We start from the raw sequence: 19,696 nt of genomic DNA, 5'->3' as shown, positions 1-19,696 counted from the left end.
TGTCAAATGACCCAATTCATGCGATTGCCGCGCGGCCCGCAGGACGGCAGACTCCCCTGCCCCCCTCGCAGCGGCCCCATGATGCCACGCCTGATCCTTGCTTCCACGTCTGTCTATCGGCGCGCGCTGCTCGGCCGCCTGCAGCTCGACTTCGACACCGTCCGGCCGGAGGTCGACGAGCAGGCACGGCCGGGCGAATCCCCGAGCGCACTGGCCAGCCGCCTGGCCGTGGAAAAAGCCGCCACGGTGGCAGCCCGCTTCCCTGACGCCTGGGTGATCGGCTCGGATCAGGTCGCCGACCTGGACGGCCAGGCGCTGGGCAAACCCGGCACGCACGAGCGGGCCCGGATGCAGCTGACTGCCATGTCTGGCCAGACCGTGCGCTTCCATACCGCCGTCAGCCTGGTCGGCCCGGAGCGCCAGCTGCACGCGCTGGACCTGACCGAGGTGCAACTTCGCGCGCTGACGGTCGTCGAGATCGAACGCTACCTGGACGCCGAACCAGCCCTGGATTGCGCCGGCAGCTTCAAATGCGAAGGCCTCGGCATCAGCCTGTTCGACGCGATCCGCTCGGAAGATCCCACCGCCCTGGTGGGCCTGCCGATGATCGCGCTGGCAAGATTGCTGCGGCAGGCGGGATTCCAGATTCCCTGAGGTAAGCCACGGATCAGCACTGCGTGTTTGGCGGACCAATTTGTAGGGCCGCACGTGGCCTGCTGGAACACGCGCGCGCTCGAATTCCAGCCTCAACTGCGTGTCCCCGCAAACGCGCGCAGGCTGCCGGCTCGCACCTAACTTTCGAAGCGACCAATAACACGTCGCGCGCGGTCGCCATGTGGGTGTCGGCGGCGAGCAGGAACAGCAGTGCACGCGTGGCGCATGCAGCACCGAGCGGCGGCCGCGTCCGCCTGGCGGTGAGCGCAGGCGCTTGTTGGCTGCTCTTAATTCGGTAGCGCCAGCTGACAGAACTGATACGGATAGACGGCCTGCCCCACCTGCGAGGACAGCGTGCGGCAACGCGCGGGATCCAACGTCAGCCCGTACGCTGCCAGACGCTGTTGCGCAGCCTCGCGCACGGCCTGATCTGCGGCTGCGATATCCAGCGCCTTGCCTTTGGGAATAGCCAGTACGCAGCGATCAGGCTGTGAGGTATCCAGTTCGGCACGTAGACCGCGTGCGACCAACCAGCGCAGCCGCGAGCAGCCCGGCTGACGCTCCCAGCCGAACTGCTGCGCCAGGCGATTCATGCGATCGATGCGCACTTGCTGCTTGTCACGCGCCGCCCCCAACATCGCGTAAAGCTGCGGTCGCTCGGCAATCAATGCACGCACGCGCTGTCGGTAGTGGTCGGTCTCGGAGATATTGGTGGCAACCCCGATGTAGCGCGCCTGCGACGGCAACAACGGCACGCGCCAGGATTGCGGTTCGTCGCCGACCAGCAACACACTGGACGCTGCGGGATTCCCGAGCACCGGCTGCTCCACCTGGAAGCTCTCGCGCGCCCAGGACTCATGCCCCCAGTCCTTCCAGCCGACCACCGCAACCAGCGCGCATGCGCCGATCAACCAGGCGGCCTTGCGATTTGCGCGCGCGGCAAATGCATGCCGGCACACGATCCACAGCACCAGCGGCGCCAGCAGCTCCAGTACCACCAGATAGCGGTGGATGCTGAAAATCGCCTGCCACAGCGCATACGCCACGCCAAAGAACACCAGCAGCACGATGGCAGCGCGATCGACAGCGGCAGCACGCACCGGACGACGCACCAACGCACGCCCTGCAGCAATCGCCACCACCCCATACAGCACTGCCCAGCCCGCCTGCACCAGACCGAGATCGCCGATGCGCTGCGGCTTGAGCGTAAACAGCAGCGGCCAGATGAGCTGCTCGCCGATAGTGCGCGGCAACCAGCGCACATCAGCGATCGAGACCGGCTGGGCCAGCGGCGATTTGAACACGCCGTTGAACTGTGGAAACAGCGGGTTGCCCAGGTGCTGCCAGACCTGCCAATACCAAGGGCCAGCCACCAGCAACAGCACCAGCAGCGCAACGCCCGCCAGCACACTCAACGCGAGCACGCGCGAGCGCAGGCGGCCACCGTCGCACAGCACTGCCGGCACCAATGCCAACGCATACAACGCATTGGTGAGCTTGAGCGCCACCGCCAGGCCGATCAACGCACCAGCAACGGCCCACAGATGCACGACGTGCAAGCCATTGCGCGCCCTGAACTGCGCCAACAACACAACCGCCAATGCAGCCAGCACCGGAATTGCACTGGCTGTGTCCCCCATGGTGTTGCCGAGTTCGGACAGGAACACCGCACTGCACATTCCAGCCAACGCGAACAGCGGCACCCACTGCGCGCGGCGGGATTCATTCGACAATACCCGCCACGCCAGCGCCGCCAGCGGGATGAAGACCAGCGCATGCAAGCCACCGAGCAACGCACCGGCCACCGGCCCGGGCAGCTGCAGCATCAGCCAGGCATGCATCGCATCGAGCAGCGGGCTGAAATAGCTCTGCATCTGCGCTGGGGCCAGATCCGTGCCCAGTCGGTCGCTTGCCCAGGCATCGCCGATATAAAGATGGTAATTGCGCAAATCCCAATTGGCGTCCTGCCCCAGGCCAAGCGACAGCAATGCCCCCAACAGGAGGACCGCGACCACTGCCGATGCGATCTGGCGCCGCGAATGAAACCCGAACCAGCGATCTGCCCACCGCAACACACGCTGCCGCCGCGCAACAGGTGCAGAGCCCGCAATCGATGCCATCAGCGACGTTCCTTGTTGTCTTCTACCGCGACCAGCCTGCCGACGCCCGGCTCGGACAAATACGCCAGATGCTTGGCCTCCACCCGTCCACGCGTGACGGTATCCAGAATCAGACCGCAGGCCAGCAGCAGGAAGCCGAGCAGCATCAGCGCCACGCACAGAATTGCAGTGGGGAAGCGCGGCACCAGCCCGGTCTGGAAATAGGTCTCGAACAAGGGGATCGCCAGCACCACCGACAATGTGGCGCTGAGCACGAAGCCGATCGAGAAGAACAGTAACGGCCGCTCGGCCTTGAACAATTTGACGATCGTGACGAGGATGCGCCAGCCATCGCGCCAGGTGTTCAACTTGCTTTGCGAGCCTTCCGGACGCACGCCATAGGCGGTTTCGACCTCGGCCACCGGCATGCGCAGCTGCAAGGCATGCACGGCCAGTTCGGTTTCGGTCTCGAAGCCCTGCGCGTGGGCGGCGAACGATTTGACGTAGCGCCGCGAGAACACCCGGTAGCCGGACAGCATGTCGTCGAAGCTGCGGCCGAACAGCAGCCCCGCGCAGCGCGTCAGCAAGACGTTGCCCAACCGATGCCCCGGCCGATACGCGGCCTGCTGCTGATCGCGCCGCGCACCGACCACCATGTCCAGGCGCTCGTCGACCAGCTTGCGCACCAGCGCCGGCGCGGCGGCGGCATCGTAGGTGGCGTCGCCATCGACCAACACGTAGATGTCGGCCTCGACATCGGCAAATCCACGCCGTACCACGTTGCCTTGCCCTGCAATGCGACACGACAGACCTGGGCGCCTGCCGCCGCGGCGATCGCTGCGGTGGCATCGCTGGAATTGTTGTCCAGCACATGAATCACCGCACCCGGCAAAGCGGCAGAAAAATTGCCGACGACCGCAGCGACAGTCGCCGCTTCGTTGTGGCACGGCACCAGCACGGCGATTCGAATCCCGGGCACCGGCGCGGGATGGGCAACAGGCATGGCATCGGTCATCGCGTGCTCTGAGGTGCTGAAACGGTAAGGGGCTGCTCCCACCAATCCTCGACGCTGCCGTCGCGGCCATGCAGGCGCAGGCCCAGCCAGTGCGTGCCGGGCGGCAAGGCGTGGGTGTCGAGCGTTGCAGTGAAGCCGACGTTGGGATGCTGCGGGTCGGTGGAGATTTTCCAGTACGGGCGCACATCCAGCGGCGTGCCGTAGGTGGCCTGCGCGATCGGGCGACCGTCGAGCAGCAGCTCGACATTCGCTAGCCCAACGCCATCCTTGAAGGCCCAGCCATGCACTTGAAGCGTGCCGGACACGGCGACATCCGGCAGCGGCGCATCGATCCACGCCATCGCCGGGGTCGCGCACGGCCCGGGCTGGCGTTGCGCGGGCAGTGCGAACAGCAGAAAGCGCTGATAGCCGTGATCGGTGGAGACCACAGTGGGCGGCGGCAGCGGGCCGACCATGTCGCAGATGGCGTGGTAACGCGTGAGCAGGTCGCGGTAGCGCTGATCGCTGGGCGAGAGCACCAGCAGCCGCTGCCCGTCACGCGTACCGTCGCTGAGCAACCCCCACTGCTGCAGCTGCGCGCTGCGCCCGTGCTTGTCGTTCAACGCGGCACGCAGCACCTCGATCTTGGCATCGTGCAACTGGAAGCCGAGCTCGGCGCCAACCTTGAAGTTCTCCGCCAACACGCGCGTGCCCGGCGGCATCTGCGCCAGCCGCGATTTGACCGCAGCCGCCAGATCGTTCCAGCCGGCGAAGTTGCGCGGGTAGTATTTTTCGCCGGCGGCATGCGCGCGGATCGACGGCACCGACACCGCCAAGTAGTAGCCGTATGCGCCGAGCATGCCCAGCAGTGCGATCAACCACGCCGTGCGGCGTAGCGGATGCGGCCAGCGCATCAGGATCACCGGCACCGCCACCAGCAGCGCCAGATAGCCGGGCAGCGGCCAGTGGAAGCTGATCCGCTCGGCATCGCTGAAGAAGCCCAGCACGAAGATCGCCACGGTCGAAATGCCGCCGAGCAAGCCGAAATAGCGCCATTGCGCGCGCGAGCCGCCGCCGCTGCGGGTGCCGGCCAGACCGACCTTGACCATCGCCCAGGCCAACAGCGGCGTCACCGCCACCGTCTGGATCAGCACAAACCACAGCCCGCCGATCTGGAACCGCCACGGATGCCGGTCGACCAATTGAAAGCGCAACCCGGCATCGTCGTGGTCGGTGTTCCAGAACAGCAGCGGCAGCCAGCTCACCGCGCCGACGGTCAGCGCCATCCAGATGCGTGGGTCGCGCATCACCGCACGCCCCTGCGGGATGCACAGCAATGCGATGCAGCCCACCCCGATCACCCCGACAAAGCGGTAGTGGCTGAGCGCACCGATGACCAGGCCGATGGCGAGCTCCAGCGCGCTGGTGGCATCGACCTCGCGCAACAAGCGCGCACCGGCATCCATGCACAGCACCGCCGCCAATGCCATCGGCACATCCGGCACGGCCAGAATGCCCAGCGTGGCCGACAGCGGCATCAGCAAGGTCAGGCTGCCGGCCTGCCAGCCCAGCGTGGAGCCGAACCAGCGCGTGGCGATATGCGCGATCAACCAGGGAATCAGCGCGGAAATGGCCAGAAACGGCAGCCGCAACGCCAGCAGATGATGTCCGCCCAGCTCCACGCCCAGCCGCGCCAGCCAGGCGGTCATGCCCGGCAGATCCGAATACGCCGCCGCCAGATGCTGGCCTTCCTGCCAGTAGAAGGCCTCGTCAACGAATAGCGGCAAGCGTGCGGCGATCAACAGCTTGACGGCTGTCGCCAGTGTCCACAGGATCACGAAGGTGCGATGTGCGCGTTGGTCCCCCTGCATTGCCCTGTGCACTCTTCTTTCCACCTACGGAATTGTGATGTCGACACCGCTGCGTTCCACGGAAATGCTAACCGATGCGCTGCGTCAATCGCTGCGGCGCGCACAAGACCAGGTCAATTCGCTGCTGCTGGGCAAGGCGCAGGAAGTGCGGCTGGCGTTCGTGGCACTGCTGTCCGGAGGACATTTATTGATCGAGGACCTGCCCGGCCTGGGCAAGACCACCCTCGCCCATGCGATGGCCTCCAGCCTGGGGCTGGGCTTCCAGCGCGTGCAGTTCACCTCCGACCTGCTGCCGGCCGATGTGCTGGGCGTGTCCGTCTACGACGCCGCCTCGCGGCAGTTCCAGTTCCATCCCGGCCCGGTGTTCACCAACGTGCTGCTGGCCGACGAAATCAACCGGGCTCCGCCGCGTACGCAGAGCTCGCTGCTGGAAGCGATGGCCGAGCAGCAGGTGACGCTGGATGGCGTGACGCATGCATTGCCGGAGCCGTTCTTCGTGATTGCCACGCAGAACCCGGTCGATCTGTCGGGCACCTTCCCGCTGCCCGACTCGCAGCTGGACCGCTTCCTGCTGCGGCTGAGCCTGGGCTACCCCAGCGCCGATGCCGAGCGTGCGCTGCTGTCGGGCACGGATCGGCGCGAACTGATCGCCCAGGCCGCCCCGCAATTGAGCGACGCCGACGTGGTCGCGCTGCGCGGGGTGGTCAACCAAGTCCATACCAGCGATGCGCTGATCGGCTATGTGCAGGCCTTGTTGCTGCGTAGCCGCCAGCATGCCGGGGTGCGCGTGGGCCTGTCGCCACGCGCCGGGATCGCCTTGCTGCGCGCGGCCAAGGCCTACGCACTGCTGCTCGGGCGCGAGCACGTGCTGCCCGAAGACGTGCAGGCGCTGTTTGTGGCTGTGGCCGGGCACCGGCTGGTGCCGGAAGCCGAATCGTCGTCCGGGCCGGCGCTGGCCAAGGCGCTGCTGCACAGCGTGCCGGTGGACTGACTCAGGTGCGTGGGCACATGCGCGGCATCGTCCGCCGGCTCAGCCTGCTGGTGCGGCCGCGGGGCGCGGAAGGCTTGCCGATCGTGCTGGATCGGCGGCGCATCTATGTGCTGCCGACCCGCTTCGGGCTGTTCGTCACGGCGTTACTGCTGGCGATGCTGCTCGGCGCACTGAACTACAACAACAATCCGGCGCTGCTGCTCGCACTGCTGCTGGCCACGGCCGGGATCGCCAGCAGCATCATGGCGCACCTGCAGCTATCGGCGCTGCGTATCGAAGCGGTATCGGCCGAACCGGTGGTCGCCGGCGAACCGCTGCGCATGCGGGTGTCGTTGGCGCGTCGCGATACCCGCGCACGACGCGGGCTGCGCCTGGATCACCTGGACCGCAGTGGCTTCTGTGCGTTGATCGAGCACGATATGGCCGAGGTCGATCTGCTGGTGCCGACCCAGCGCCGCGGCTGGCAGGATATCGAGCGCATTCGTCTGTCCAGCACCCAGCCGCTGGGCCTGGTGCGCGCCTGGTCGTGGGTATGGCCGGAAACGCCGTTGCTGGCCTATCCCAGGCCCGAAGAACAAGGTCCGGCGCTGCCCGATGGTGCGGGCTCGCCCAACAAGACGCGCCTGCATGCGCAAGGCGAAGAGCTGCACCAACTGCGCCCGTATCGCGCTGGCGACGCCCCGCGCACGATCTCCTGGAAACACTCGGCACGGCGCGACACGCTCTTGGTGCGCGAATACGAACAGCCACTGGGAATCGACGTCACACTGGACTGGCGTGCACTCAACGCGCTGCCGTATGAGCGCCGCATTGCGCGCCTTGCCCGCTGGGTCAACCTGGCCGAACGCGACGGGCGCCGTTATCGCCTGCTGCTGCCTGGCCAGCCACCGTTAGGTCCCGCGCAGGGACCTTCGCACCACCACCTGTGCCAACGCGCCCTGGCCCTGCTTCCGCATGACTGAGCCCGCCCTCCCGATCAGCCAGGCCAGCCGCGCCTGGGTGCTGGCCACCAGTTGGCTGGCATTGACGCCGTTGCTGTTGCAGTTGCCGGGCCTGCTTGCGGCCACTGTCGCGGTGGCCGCGGTGCTGGTCGGCGTGCTGAGCTGGCGCGGCACCTTGATGGCGCCGGTGCGGCTGTTGTTGGTGATCGCAATGCTGGCGGCGGTGTATTGGCAGATCGGCATGCGCTTCGGCCGCGACACCGGCTGCGCGGTGCTGGCATCGATGCTGGCGATCAAGGCCTCCGAGCTGCGCACCCTGCGCGATGCACGCAGCCTGTTGGGTTTTGCGTTGTTCGCACCGTTTGCCGCCTTTCTGCTCGACCAGGGCCCGGCGACGATGGGCCTGGCGCTGCTGGCGGTGGTCAGCGCCTTGCTGAGCATGCAGCGGCTGGCCGACGAAGAACACCATACCGCCACGCCGGCCCTGCGCCTGCAATTGCGCGGTATCGGCAAGCTGGTTGCCATCGGCGTGCCGCTGGCCCTGGCCACGTTCTGGTTGCTGCCGCGCCTGAGTGCGCCGCTGTGGGGCGTGCCCGAACGCGCGCTCTCCCGGCCTGGCTTGTCGGACAACATGTCGCCAGGCGAATGGATCGACCTGATGGCCGACGACAGCCCGGCCTTGCGCGTGCAATTCGCCGGCAAGGCGCCACCGCCGCAACAGCGCTATTGGCGCGGTCCGGTGATGTGGGACTTCGACGGCCGCACCTGGCAGCGCGCGCGCTGGACCGGCCGCGCCCAGCCCGCTTCGGTCACCGCAGGCCCGCAAACCTACCGTTACCGCCTGGATTACGAGCCCACCGATCGCCGCCAACTGGTGTCGCTGGATCTGCCTACCCAGGGCGTGCCCAACGCCGAGTTATCGCCCGACTACGAACTGTTCGCGCAACGGCCGTTGAGTGCACTGACCCGCTGGGACCTGCAATCGGCACCGCCAACGCGCTTCGATGCCGACCTGCCCGATCAGTTGCGCAAGCGTGCCCTTGCCCTGCCGCCCGGTTTCAATCCGCGCACGCTGACGCTGGCACGGCAATGGCGTCGCGAGGCCGGCAACAACGACGATGCGGTGGTGCAGCGCGCGCTGCAGTGGATCACCCGCGAATTCGCCTACACGCTCGAAACGCCGCTGCTCGGCCGCAACAGCGTCGACGAATTCCTGTTTCAGCAAAAGGCCGGTTTCTGCGAACACTTCAGCTCCTCGTTCGTGGTGCTGATGCGCGCGGCCGGCATCCCGGCGCGCGTGGTGACCGGGTACGCCGGCGGCACTTACAACCGGCTGGGCAATTACTGGGTGGTACGGCGCATGGATGCGCATGCCTGGACCGAAGTCTGGCTGGCCGGGCGTGGCTGGGCGCGCGTGGACCCCACCGCCGCAGTGGCGCCGGAACGCATCTACGACACGCTCGAAGATCGCCTGCAAACCGGCGGCGGCAACGACTTCGCCGACCTTGGCACATGGGCCAGCCTGGGCCAGGTCAGCGACTGGCTGCGGCGAGGCTGGAACGAGCTGGTGCTGTCCTTCGATGCCGATCGCCAGCAACGGCTGCTGCAACCCTTCGGCATCGATCGCCTGGACACCTCGCAACTGGCCGCCATCTTCGGCGTGTTCGCGGTGAGCGCGCTGGCGTGGATGGGCTGGCTGCTGGCACGGGGCGAACGTGAGCGCGACCCGTTGCTGCGCGCCTGGCACCGACTGAGCCACCGCTACCGCAAGCTCGGCCTTGCCCGTGAACCGCACGAACCGGCCAGTGTGTGGGCGCAACGTGTCGCCCGCTCACACCCGAATACGCCCCTGTTGGCACTCAGCCAACGTTTCGCTGCCGCGCGATACGCTGGCGCTGATTCGGACAGCGCCCCTCTCTTGAAAGACTTGCTGCAGCATCGCCCGCGAACCGGAGCTTCCTCATGAGTACCCGTTTTCTTGTTCCTCTTATCGCTGTGCTCGGGCTCGCAGCCTGCGCCACCGCACCCAAGCCGCTGCAGGGCCAGTTCCCCGCGGTCAGTCCGAGCGATTCCACCGCCAGCGCCCAGGTCGGCACGCCCGTGCGCTGGGGTGGCAAGATCATCAAGACCACGCCTGGCCAGGGCCAGACCTGCTTCGAGCTGATCTCGCGCCCGCTCAATGCCAGCGGTCGCCCCGACCGTAATGCCGTGGATGCCAGCGATGGCCGCTTCCTGGCCTGCCGCTCTGGCTTCTACGATCCAGCGGTGTTCGAGCCGGGGCGCGAAGTGACCTTCATCGGCAAGATCGAAGGCTACGAAACCACCCAGATCGGCGAGTACGACTACAAGCTGCCCAAGGTCAATGCCGACGTGGTCTACCTGTGGCCGATCGTGCGCGATGTGGAAGTCGTGCCGGCTTACCCGTATGGCCCGTGGGGCGACCCGTGGGGTCCGCGCTGGGGCGGCGGTTGGGGTTGGGGCCGCGGCTGGTGGTGATGCGCCGCTGACCTAAGCGTGACTCGCAAAAACGCCGCTCGCAGGGAGCGGCGTTTTTGTCTGTGCGCGATGATCGCTGGTTACGCGGCTTGCCCGCAACGCATGACCCAACGACCCATCACGGCGTACCGAAACGGCCCAGCGGCGCACCGGCCAGCAGATGCAAATGGATATGGAAGACCGTCTGGCCGGCATGCTCGCGGCAATTCATCACGATGCGGTAGCCGTCTTGCGCCAGCCCTTGCGCGCGCGCGTAGGTCGCCGCCGCGATTGCCAACTTGCCAACCAACAGCGCCTGCTCCGGCGGGACATCGTCCAGGGTCGGAAAAGCGTGCTGCTTGGGAATGAAGAGCACATGCACTGGCGCCTGCGGCGCGATGTCTTCGAAGCCCAGCACCTCGTCGTCTTCATAGACGATGGTGGCCGGAATTTCGCGACGAATGATTTTGCCGAAGATGGTGTCAGACATGGGATGGGAATAGGGAATCGGGATTGGGGAATCGCAAGAGCTTACCGCGCGTGCTTCTGACTTTGCTTCTCCGATTCCTATTCACCATTCCCCATTCCCGACCCTCAAAGCACCTCACTGCGGGTGCCGAAGGCGTGCGACAGGGTGCCGCGGTCCACGTACTCCAGCTCGCCGCCCAGTGGCATGCCCTGGGCAAGCCGGCTCGGGCGCACTGCGTGCTGGCGGGCAAGCTGCGCCAGGTAATGGGCGGTTGCCTCGCCTTCCACGGTGGCGTTGGTGGCGATGATCATTTCGGTCACTTCGCCAGCAGCCAGACGTTCACTGAGCCGGTCCAGCCCCAGTTCGCGCGGGCCGATGCCATCTAGCGGCGACAGGCGCCCCTGCAGGATGAAATACAGCCCGCGGTAGCCGGTGGCGTGCTCGATCGCCAGGCGGTCGGCCGGCGACTCCACCACGCACAGCTGCTGCCGGTCGCGGCTGCTGCTGGCGCAGATGGTGCAGATTTCCGATTCGGTGAAGTCGCGGCACTGCACGCAATGCCCCACCTTTTCCACCGCGCTGCCCAACGCAGCGGCAAGCCGACGCCCGCCCTCACGCTCGCGTTCGAGCACGTGATAGGCCATGCGTTGCGCCGATTTCTGGCCCACACCGGGCAATACCCGGAAGGCCTCGATCAGTTGTTCGAGCAGAGTGGACATTGGGCCTGGAATCGGGAATCGGGAGTAGGGAATTGTGAAAAGCAAGACCGCATTCGCTCTTGCGATTCCCCATTCCCAATTCCCAATTCTCCCTCGCTCAGAACGGGAGCTTCATGCCCGGCGGCAACTGCATGCCGGCGGTCGCCGAGCCCATGCGGTCCTTGGATTCGGCGTCGATCTTGTTGGAGGCGTCGTTGAAGGCGGCGGCGATCAGATCCTCGGCCATCTCCTGGTCGGAGAGGATGCTTGGGTCGATGCGCACCTTGCGGCACTCCTTGGCGCCGGTCAGCGTCACGCTGACCATGCCACCGCCAGCGGTGCCGGTGACTTCCAGCTTGGCCAGTTCTTCCTGGGCGCGCTGCAGGTTTTCCTGCATCTTCTGCGCCTGCTGCATCAGTTGGGCAATGTTTCCACGCATGGGTCGTTACTCGTCGTAAGGGCGGATGGAATCGGGCACGATCCGCGCGCCTTGCTGCTGAACCAGCAGCTGCACCGTCGGGTCGTTCATGAAGGCTGTTTCGGCCGCGCTCTGGCGCTCGCCTTTCTGGCGGCTGGCACGCTCATGCAAGGTTTCGACGTCGGCGCTGCCGGTTTCGACGACGATGCGCGGCGCGTTTCCCAACACCGGTGCCAGCGCCTGCGCGAGATTGGCGATGGAGCGCTCGGAGTTGAGATATTCGAAGCCCGGCGCGAGTGCGAGCCGCAGCACGCCATCGCGATGGCCGATAAACGCGGCGTTGGCGGCCAGCTGGCGCGACGGGCCATTCAAGCCACTGCGCGTCACCAGCTCCAGCCATTGCTCGGCATCGGCGATGCGGCCGTCATCGAGCAGGGCCGCCGCGTCGGTTGCCGCGTCTGATGCAGCCCCTGCCGTTGCCGCTGACGCGACCACCGCTGGCTCTTCAGGCGACGAGGGCTCGACAAGCGCGGCCGGTGAAGGCACTACAACCGAAGCCGGAGCTTCCACCGCAGCGTCAGACGCAATCCCATCGGGTTGCGCGAGCTCGACGGGTGCAGACGGCGGAGCCATTGCCGCTTCAGGCGCAAGCACGCCCATCGTGTCGGGTGTAGGCGTGGCCCGCGCACGCACCGGCGCATCGTCCACTGCCCAGGGCGGCGTGTCGTCATTGCGCGCATTGGCTGCAGACGCGCGACTGGCCGGAGAAGACTCTTGGGGAGAAAGCACGACAAGGGGAGCCGGAGTTGCCCGGGTCCCTGATGCCGGCAAGGACGCCTCCGCAGCCGCAACAGGCATCGTATCCGTCACCGCAGTCGGCGCGGCCACTACGGCGGGCGCGGACGTCACCGGTGCCGCCGCTACTGGAGCAGCAAGCTGACCGCCGGCAGCGGCCGAACGCGCGCCACCGCCAGCAGTGGCACCGCGCCCGTCATCCGAGCCGCCAGCCGGTACCGCCGCTGCGGGGCGAAAGGCGAGCATGCGCAGCACCGCCATTTCGAAACCGGCGCGCGGGCTGGGCGCCAGATACAGATCGCGGCGCCCGTTCAGCGCCATCTGGTACCACAACTGCACCACTTCCGGCCGCAGCTGCGCTGCAAACGGGGTTGGGTCGATGCCGTCGCCGACAAAGGCCACCGAGGGCACCAGCTGCTGCACCTGCACTCGATGCAACGCCTCGGCCAGGGCCTCCAGCACGCCGCTCCAGTCGGGCGAAAATTCGGCCAGCGCCGCCACTACCTGCAGCAGGCGCGCGCCATCGCCGTCGGTCAACGCGTGCAGCATGGCGCCGACCTGGGTGCGATCGACCGTGCCCAGCATGGTGCGCACCACGTCCTCGCGCAGCGCGCCGCCGGCATAGGCGATCGCCTGGTCCAGCAGCGACAGACCATCGCGCAGCGAACCGTCGGCCGCCTTGGACAGCTGCACGATCGCCGACGGATCCGATTCGATCGGTTCGGCGGCCAGGATGCGTGTCATCTGGCCCTGAATCTGGTCTTCGTCCAACCGCTTGAGGTTGAACTGCAGGCAGCGCGACAGCACCGTCACCGGAAGTTTCTGCGGATCGGTGGTGGCCAGCAGGAACTTCACGTGTTCCGGCGGCTCTTCCAGCGTCTTCAGCAGCGCATTGAACGCCGCCTTGGAGAGCATGTGCACTTCGTCGATCAGGTAGACCTTGAACTTTCCGCGCGAGGGCATGTACTGGGCGTTCTCGATCACCTCGCGCACGTCGTCCACGCCGGTGTTGGACGCGGCGTCGATCTCCAGCAGGTCGATGTAGCGACCGGCATCGATGTCCAGGCAGGCCGGGCACGTCCCGCACGGATCGGCACTGGTGCCGGTCTCGCAATTGAGCGATTTGGCGAAAATGCGCGCGATGGTGGTCTTGCCCACGCCACGGGTGCCGGTGAACAGGAACGCGTGATGCACGCGCCCACTGTCGAGCGCGTTACTGAGCGCGCGGACCACGTGTTCCTGGCCTACGAGTTCGGCAAAACGCTTCGGGCGCCACTTGCGGGCGAGAACAAGATAAGACATCGGGCAACCGGCTTTGTTTGAGCCGATATTGTGCCACGCCCGGTCTCCACGACTGCGGCTGGAAGATTCAGCTTGTGGTACGGGCCGGCGACCGCTAGAATTTGCGGCCCTGTTCGACCACAGTCGTACAGGCACGGAGAGGTGTCCGAGTGGTTGAAGGAGCACGCCTGGAAAGTGTGTAAGCGTCTAAACCGCGCTTCGGGGGTTCGAATCCCCCTCTCTCCGCCAGAATACGCAAACCCCTGAGAAATCAGGGGTTTTTTGTTAGCGTAAAAACTGGCGGCAGCTGCGCAAGTCGGAACACACGACCCCCATGCGCATTCCTCATCATCTCGTTCGAGCCCCCTCCGGACTCTGGTCCTACCGCCAGCGTGTGCCGGTCGATTTGCAGCCCATCGTCGGTCGCCAGACCTTCAAACGCACCCTGCACACCTACGACATGCGCGAGGCCCGGCTGCGCGCACTGACGCTGGCTGCCCGCTATGCTCAGGTCTTCATTGTGTTGAGGGAACGACGCATGCAAAGCCGAGACGACGACTTGGACGCGCTCCTGGCACGCCTGACCGGCACCGAACGTCCGCAGGAGCTGACGCTGAACCGGACGCGTTCGGCAGACGGGTCGATCACCGAGCAATGGCAGATCGACTCCCCAGAGGACGTCACGCTCTACCAGCAACTCATGGCGCTCACCGCCCCGCAGCCCAGCGCGCTGGGGGAGCTGATTCAACAGCACGTGCCGCCTCTTCCGACACCACGGCGGACGACGAAGCCCGCCATTGAGACGATCACCCTGGGCAAGGCCCGTGATGCTTGGCTGACCAGCCTCAAGGGCAGCACCTTGCCCAAGACCTGGACCATCAAGCGGACCGCCATCGAGCTGTTGACCAGCTTCCTGGGCGAGAAGACCAAGCTGCACACGGTTACCCGCTCGGACTTGGCCCGGTGGTATCAGGATATGCGCGACAAAGGCGCCTCCACTCCGACCCTGACCAACAAGCAGTCCTACATCGGCGGCAAGGGCGGCTTCTTCGAGTGGGCCCAAGCCTCCGGCCACTACCACCGGGGCGACAACCCCGCGTCCGGGCACGTGAGCTACTCCACTCGCGAGAAACGCGCCCGGCGCAAGTTCGGCTTCAAGGCTTACGACGCCCACCAGGTTCAGGCCCTGTTCGCGCCGGCGGCCTTCGAAGGTCTGCCCTTGGCTGCGCGGTGGGCCTCCCTCATTGGCTTGTATACCGGCGCCCGCGCTTCGGAGGTGGGCCAACTGTTGACCGCCGATGTGGTGGAGGAAGGCGGCCTCCCCTGCATCCAGATTTCGGACGAAGGCGAGCATCAAAAGGTGAAGACGGACGTGAGCTTGAGGACGGTGCCGGTCCACCCCGACCTGCTCGCCCTGGGCTTCCTGAGCTGGGTCGAGCAGGCGCGCGCCGAGGGCCAGGAGCGCTTGTTCCCGGCGGCCAAAGCCGATGCCAAGAATGGCCAAGGCAACTGGATCTCCAAGGCCTTCAGCCGGCACCTGGCCGAGGTGGGAAAGAACTGGCCCACGGCCAAGCGCGGTTTCCACTCGCTGCGCAAAACCCTGATCCAAGAGTTGCAGGGCGCGGGAGTGGTTTCCGAGCTTCGCGCACAGCTTGTGGGTCACGAGTTGGACGACGAGCACCACGTCACCTACAGCCGTGCCTTCACCGCCCAGGAGAAGCTGGACGGGCTTCGGGGTGTATCGCCTGGGCTATCCGTGCTGGCTTACGGACTCAGCCTCGACGCGATTCGTCCCCTTCTTTCAGAAGCCCCCGGTAACAGGAAAGCATCTGGCGCGCGGGCACCGCGCTAAATGAAACGAATGCAGCGTATTGCTTTACGCCAAAGACTACGGCGCCTGACGGATGGCCGCAGTAGAAATATAAGCTGATTATTTTAGTCGCAGCCGGTGAGACCGTTTTGACGAAAATCGCGATCATTCAAGCAGGGGGCCAAAAATGACTGAGCCCAAATACAGTCCAATCCCAAGCACCTTTCAGATGCTCCAAAAGATCAAGCGCCCCGAGAGAGCAGGAAAGCTTGAGCGCTTTGAAAAATACATATTTCGTGGAATGGTGGCTCTTTTACTTTTTGCCTTCGGGGTGGTTGCAGCTAGCAACCTTGCATGGATTAGCAACACAAATGCCAAGAATGTCTTGATAGTGGCACTACCGGCATTAGTGGCTGTCTTTCTCGTCTTTGGGCTTCTTCAGATCATTCAGGTCATTGTGGCGTGGAAGGAGGGCTATGAACCGATGGCAGACCGAATCGACACGGCTATCTCCAGAGAGAGCGAGATTATGGACGAACTCGGCACATGCAACCCGCAGACTCTCCGAGAGCGCTCAAAACACATAGACCTTGAAAACAAACTATTGACTCGCCGGGCAGGACTATCCACGTTCTTTGGTGCGATTAGCGTCGTGTTGGTCAATCTTTTCGACGCTGGTGAGAAGGTCAACATATGGTCTAACCCAGCCAACGCCAAAGTATTTGTTTACGCTGGAAGCCTTGGCATACTCATCGGCTCTGTCGTGGTGTTTATCTTGGCCGGAAAGCTTGAGCGCATTGCAGGACTGCTCGCACTAGCGGCGGATCGTATTGAACAGAAGCCTGGGCCAGGGAAAGTGATTGGCTAATGCATCACGTCGCGCCACCCCGCCCCGCCCCCATTCCTAAATTCGCATACAAGACATCGAATTTCGGCGCGCATTCAAATTTGTGAAACACGGCTCGAAGCGAGCTCTTGCGCAAGCTGCGATTCTTGGTTGGATGAGGACTTCCCCCACACGCAGGAGTTCTTCATGACCACCCATCCCCAACAGCTCGAAATCGCCGGCCAGCTGCTCGCCGGTCTGATGAGCCAGACGCTTTCGGACGAACCGCTGGTGCGCCAACGCAATGTCTGTAACGCCTGGGCCTCCGCTGGCGAACTGATCGTTTACAGCCAGAAGAAGCCACCAGGTGGAGGAAACGCCGCTCAATCGTTGGATCACACCCCACCCCAGCCCTCCCAACCGGTGCGCACCCGCGAGGCCGTCATCGTGCGCGAGTTCCCGTCGGTGGAGGAATGGCGCGCGGGCCGGAAGAAGAAAGACGCGCAGATGGATCCAGTCCGCAGCAAGAAGCGCCCAACGGTTCACTGAGGCGGCCAAGGGCCCGCAAACATTGAGCCCCACACTGCGGGGCTCTTTGTTTTCAGTGGAGGCGCGGCGGCTTGGGAACGTAGGCGGGAGCAGGGGAGGCGGAGACGGCAGGGCTTGGCCGGGGCTGATCGGGTTCGATCGCCATGTCGAGCTGCAGGGGATAGCGCTGAAGCATGTCCCGGCTCCAAGCCTCCAGATGCGCCGCGCTGGCCGACGCTTCTTTCTCGCAGAGGGCTTGTTCCTCCGGGGTCACCCTGGCCCTTGCATCGGTCAGCTCTGCGGCTCGGGCTTCGAGGGTGCTCAACCGACGCCCACGCCGCTGCTTCCAGTCTCCCTGCGTCCATGAGGCTCCCGGCTCGGGATTGTTCGCCAGGAAGTCGTGCCACGCGTTCTCGGCCATGTGGTGCAGCTTCTCCGCTCGGCGCACCGCCAGTAGCCGCCGGGCAAACTTCATGGTGGCTGCCTTGAAGCGCCGCAACCGGCGCAGCAATTCGTTGAGGTCTGGACGGAGCTGCGCCGCTTCGGCGAAGGCGGTCACGCGCTCTCTGATCCACTGCAGCAGGTCCAGGGTTGTTTGGAGCGTTTGAGCCAAGCGGGGATCGGCTTGAGCAGCCACGCCCCACTCGTCGCTGGCCTCCTCCGCGAGCTGCGAGACCGAACGTGGCTCGCGCGACGGCTTGGCCTCCTCGGCCTCCATCAGTCCGAGCCCACGGGCAATGGGCGCCATGCTGCGGGACACCTCGATGTGCCCTGCCCCGCGTCTGAGCGGCAAGAACAGCACATCAGAAGGTCGGCGAGCCTCGCGCTCGGCCTGGGCCGGGCTGTGACCGTCGGGCACCGGCATGACACGCCCTTCCTGCTCGAAAACGGCAATGAGTTTTCGGAAGGTCTCCTCGTTGGTCTCTTCGATTCGACGGTTTGCGTCCGAACGCTCCGACGGCTGGCCCCGCCGGGTTAGCGCTGTGCCATTTTTGCCGACGTGCTTGGTCGGCTCCCGGGACAGCACGGCAGCGGCGGCTAAATCGCCGCGCGCCAGCGCGTCGTCCGCCTGAGCGGCCAGACTGCGATGGTCCACCCGAATCTCGAGCGCCGCCTTCTCAAGATGGGCATTGATGGTGGAAGCGACCAGCTCGCGGACCCACTCCACCTCTGCCCTGCCCGACGGCCCGCCGTCGAGTTCCCGGGTTTTGTCGGTGAGGCCGCCCGGTCCGATGCGACGCGTCGTTGCCAGGACGTGGACGTGCCAGTTCAGCCCATCCTTGGAACCAGGACTGTGGATGCTGGCCTGCGCCGCAAAACCATAGCGCCCGACGAGCGCACGGGTGACTTCGACGGCCAGGTCGGACCGCTGGAGGTCATCGAGTTCGTGGGGCAACGCAAACTCGAACTCGCGCGCGACGGTCGCATCTTTCCGGCGCTCGGCTGCTTCTGCCGCCGGCCAGAGCTCAGCGGGCACCAGGGCCCAATCGGGCGCGTCTTCGGGGGCGATGCAGCGCGTTTCGACCACGCCGTCCCGCCGGCGGTAGTCGTGGCGCAGGCCGGTGAGCACGTCCTCCAGCAGCAGGCCAGCGCGGTAGGCGGCCGCTGCGATGGACGAATGCCCTTTGGCGCGGTGATACGCCCAGGGTTCCGTAGACACTCAAGACCCTCGTTGCGCGTAGCGCCGTTCAAACTCTACAGGGGACAGGTCGCCAGTTGAACCATGACGGCGTTGTGGGTTGTAGAACATCTCGATGTAGTCGAACACCTCGGCGCGTGCGGCGTCCTTGGTGGGGTAGATCCGCCGCCTGATCCGCTCGCGTTTGAGCAGACCAAAGAAGCTCTCCACCGGTGCGTTGTGCCCCAAGGGCAGGCTTCGCGCTCGTGGCAGTTGCCACGCCGACTCATGCTGCACACCAAGCCATGGGACGCCAGGAAACTGCGCCAGTCATCGCTGGTGTAGACAGACCCCTGGTCCGAATGAACCAGGCAACCAGCGCTGGGTTTGCGCCGCCACACCGCCGACAGCAAGGCCTGCACGACCAACTCGGTATCGGCTCGATCGCGCATCGCCCAGCCGACGACCTGCCTGGAAAACAGATCGATCACCACAGCCAGGTACATCCAGCCTTCATGCGTACGGATGAAGGTGAAGTCGCTCGCCCAGGCCGTGTCCGGCTCGGTCACGTCGAACTGTCGATCCAGCAGGTTGGCTGCCGCCTTGCACGGCGTTCCGCCATGGAAGCGCGGCTTGCGGCCATAGCCCACCTGGGCACGCAGTCCCTCGGTGCGCATCAATCGATGCACCCGATGGCGACTGCAACGCTCACCCAGATCGCGTAGATCCTTGGCAATCTTGCGATGCCCATAGACACTGCCGCTGGCCAACCAGTGGTGCTTGATCAGCCCCAGCAGGCGTTCGTCTTCCTTGGCGCGTTCACTGTCGGGCGACTTTAGCCACGCGTAGTATCCAGCCCGGTTCACCCGCAAAACCCGGCACATCGCGCACACCCTGAATTCTTCGCGGTGGACTTGCATGAAGAGGTACTTTGCCTTTACCCCTTGGCAAAGTACGCGGCGGCCTTTTTTAGGATGTCGCGCTCCTCCGTCACCCGGCGCAACTCGATCTTCAGCCGCCGGACTTCGGCGCTCTGGTCCGCCTCAGCGCGCTGTACTACGCCGGGCTTGCCGAACTTGCGCAGCCAAGCGTACAGGCTGTGCGTGGTGACACCCAGTCGCTCGGCGACCTCTGCCACCTTGAACCCACGATCGGTCACTTGCCGGACCGCCTCGATCTTGAACTCATCCGTATACCGCTTACTGCTCATGGACACCTCCGAATCAGC

General features: G+C 65.3%; 15 protein-coding genes, 1 tRNA gene and 2 pseudogenes. 9 read left to right on the top strand and 9 right to left on the bottom strand.

Going from position 1 to position 19,696, the window contains the following annotated elements; translation table 11 throughout:
* Positions 1-78: 78 nt before the first annotated feature.
* Positions 79-654 carry a Maf family protein gene (locus AMD14_RS06210; protein WP_033485135.1) on the top strand — a complete coding sequence of 192 codons (576 nt, stop codon included), beginning with the start codon at positions 79-81 and terminating at the stop codon, positions 652-654.
* Positions 655-941: 287 nt separating this feature from the next.
* On the opposite strand, the gene AMD14_RS06205 is transcribed toward AMD14_RS06210, so the two are convergent.
* From AMD14_RS06205 to AMD14_RS06195, 3 genes and pseudogenes are all read right to left on the bottom strand, one after another.
* Positions 942-2,774: a hypothetical protein gene (locus tag AMD14_RS06205; protein WP_015462930.1), complete on the bottom strand. Its 1,833-nt coding sequence runs from the start codon at positions 2,772-2,774 to the stop codon at positions 942-944.
* A pseudogene (locus tag AMD14_RS24560) lies at positions 2,774-3,768 on the bottom strand (glycosyltransferase). The gene AMD14_RS06205 and the pseudogene AMD14_RS24560 overlap by 1 nt, the downstream one beginning before the upstream one ends.
* A complete protein-coding gene (locus tag AMD14_RS06195; protein ID WP_005913901.1) occupies positions 3,765-5,618 on the bottom strand; it encodes a glycosyltransferase family 39 protein in 1,854 nt (617 codons plus the stop codon). The pseudogene AMD14_RS24560 and the gene AMD14_RS06195 overlap by 4 nt, the downstream one beginning before the upstream one ends.
* 37 nt (positions 5,619-5,655) lie before the next feature.
* Here AMD14_RS06195 and AMD14_RS06190 point away from each other — a divergent pair, with 37 nt between their 5' ends.
* Genes AMD14_RS06190 through AMD14_RS06175 form a run of 4 tightly spaced genes read left to right on the top strand, consistent with a single transcriptional unit; the run spans position 5,656 to position 10,046 of the window.
* Positions 5,656-6,609: an AAA family ATPase gene (locus tag AMD14_RS06190; protein ID WP_003483851.1), complete on the top strand. Its 954-nt coding sequence runs from the start codon at positions 5,656-5,658 to the stop codon at positions 6,607-6,609.
* 5 nt (positions 6,610-6,614) lie between these two features.
* Positions 6,615-7,571 (top strand): DUF58 domain-containing protein, encoded by a 957-nt coding sequence (locus tag AMD14_RS06185; protein WP_005913900.1) that lies wholly within the window; start codon positions 6,615-6,617, stop codon positions 7,569-7,571.
* Entirely contained in the window at positions 7,564-9,516 is a 1,953-nt protein-coding gene (locus tag AMD14_RS06180) for a transglutaminase TgpA family protein (RefSeq protein ID WP_011050711.1), read from the top strand. The genes AMD14_RS06185 and AMD14_RS06180 overlap by 8 nt, the downstream gene beginning before the upstream one ends.
* Positions 9,513-10,046, top strand: a complete 534-nt coding sequence (locus tag AMD14_RS06175) for a Slp family lipoprotein (protein WP_015471799.1) — start codon at positions 9,513-9,515, stop codon at positions 10,044-10,046. Before AMD14_RS06180 ends, AMD14_RS06175 begins: the two co-directional genes overlap by 4 nt.
* 118 nt (positions 10,047-10,164) lie before the next feature.
* Here AMD14_RS06175 and AMD14_RS06170 read toward each other — a convergent pair whose 3' ends face one another.
* From AMD14_RS06170 to dnaX, 4 genes are all read right to left on the bottom strand, one after another.
* Complete coding sequence (locus AMD14_RS06170; RefSeq protein WP_003483844.1) at positions 10,165-10,515, bottom strand: histidine triad nucleotide-binding protein; 351 nt, start codon at positions 10,513-10,515, stop codon at positions 10,165-10,167.
* A gap of 104 nt (positions 10,516-10,619) precedes the next feature.
* The gene (gene recR, locus AMD14_RS06165) at positions 10,620-11,213 is read right to left on the bottom strand and encodes a recombination mediator RecR (RefSeq protein WP_003483843.1); all 594 of its coding nucleotides are present in this window, start codon (positions 11,211-11,213) and stop codon (positions 10,620-10,622) included.
* Between the two features lie 97 nt (positions 11,214-11,310).
* Complete coding sequence (locus tag AMD14_RS06160) at positions 11,311-11,631, bottom strand: YbaB/EbfC family nucleoid-associated protein (protein ID WP_005913896.1); 321 nt, start codon at positions 11,629-11,631, stop codon at positions 11,311-11,313.
* Positions 11,632-11,637: 6 nt separating this feature from the next.
* A complete protein-coding gene (dnaX, locus tag AMD14_RS06155; protein ID WP_011050709.1) occupies positions 11,638-13,707 on the bottom strand; it encodes a DNA polymerase III subunit gamma/tau in 2,070 nt (689 codons plus the stop codon).
* A 135-nt stretch (positions 13,708-13,842) separates the two neighbouring features.
* Between dnaX and AMD14_RS06150 the strand changes: the two genes are divergently transcribed.
* The 4 genes from AMD14_RS06150 (at position 13,843) to AMD14_RS06135 (ending at position 16,871) form a co-directional block, all read left to right on the top strand.
* A tRNA-Ser gene (locus tag AMD14_RS06150) sits at positions 13,843-13,935 on the top strand.
* A gap of 85 nt (positions 13,936-14,020) precedes the next feature.
* The gene (locus AMD14_RS24555) at positions 14,021-15,538 is read left to right on the top strand and encodes a site-specific integrase (RefSeq protein WP_015471798.1); all 1,518 of its coding nucleotides are present in this window, start codon (positions 14,021-14,023) and stop codon (positions 15,536-15,538) included.
* Between the two features lie 145 nt (positions 15,539-15,683).
* Complete coding sequence (locus AMD14_RS06140) at positions 15,684-16,364, top strand: hypothetical protein (protein WP_011050707.1); 681 nt, start codon at positions 15,684-15,686, stop codon at positions 16,362-16,364.
* A gap of 165 nt (positions 16,365-16,529) precedes the next feature.
* The gene (locus AMD14_RS06135) at positions 16,530-16,871 is read left to right on the top strand and encodes a hypothetical protein (RefSeq protein ID WP_011050706.1); all 342 of its coding nucleotides are present in this window, start codon (positions 16,530-16,532) and stop codon (positions 16,869-16,871) included.
* Between the two features lie 52 nt (positions 16,872-16,923).
* Here AMD14_RS06135 and AMD14_RS06130 read toward each other — a convergent pair whose 3' ends face one another.
* On the bottom strand, positions 16,924-18,510 hold the full coding sequence (locus AMD14_RS06130; RefSeq protein WP_011050705.1) for a MobA/MobL family protein: 1,587 nt from the start codon (positions 18,508-18,510) through the stop codon (positions 16,924-16,926).
* Positions 18,511-19,678, bottom strand: a pseudogene (locus AMD14_RS22905) (IS3 family transposase).
* Between the last annotated feature and the right edge of the window lie 18 nt (positions 19,679-19,696).

The sequence above is a fragment of the Xanthomonas citri pv. citri genome, from assembly GCF_000961215.1.
In the GTDB taxonomy this organism is placed as follows: domain Bacteria; phylum Pseudomonadota; class Gammaproteobacteria; order Xanthomonadales; family Xanthomonadaceae; genus Xanthomonas; species Xanthomonas cissicola.
Note: the sequence above shows the minus strand (reverse complement) of the source record. Positions and strands in the feature narration are given on the sequence as shown.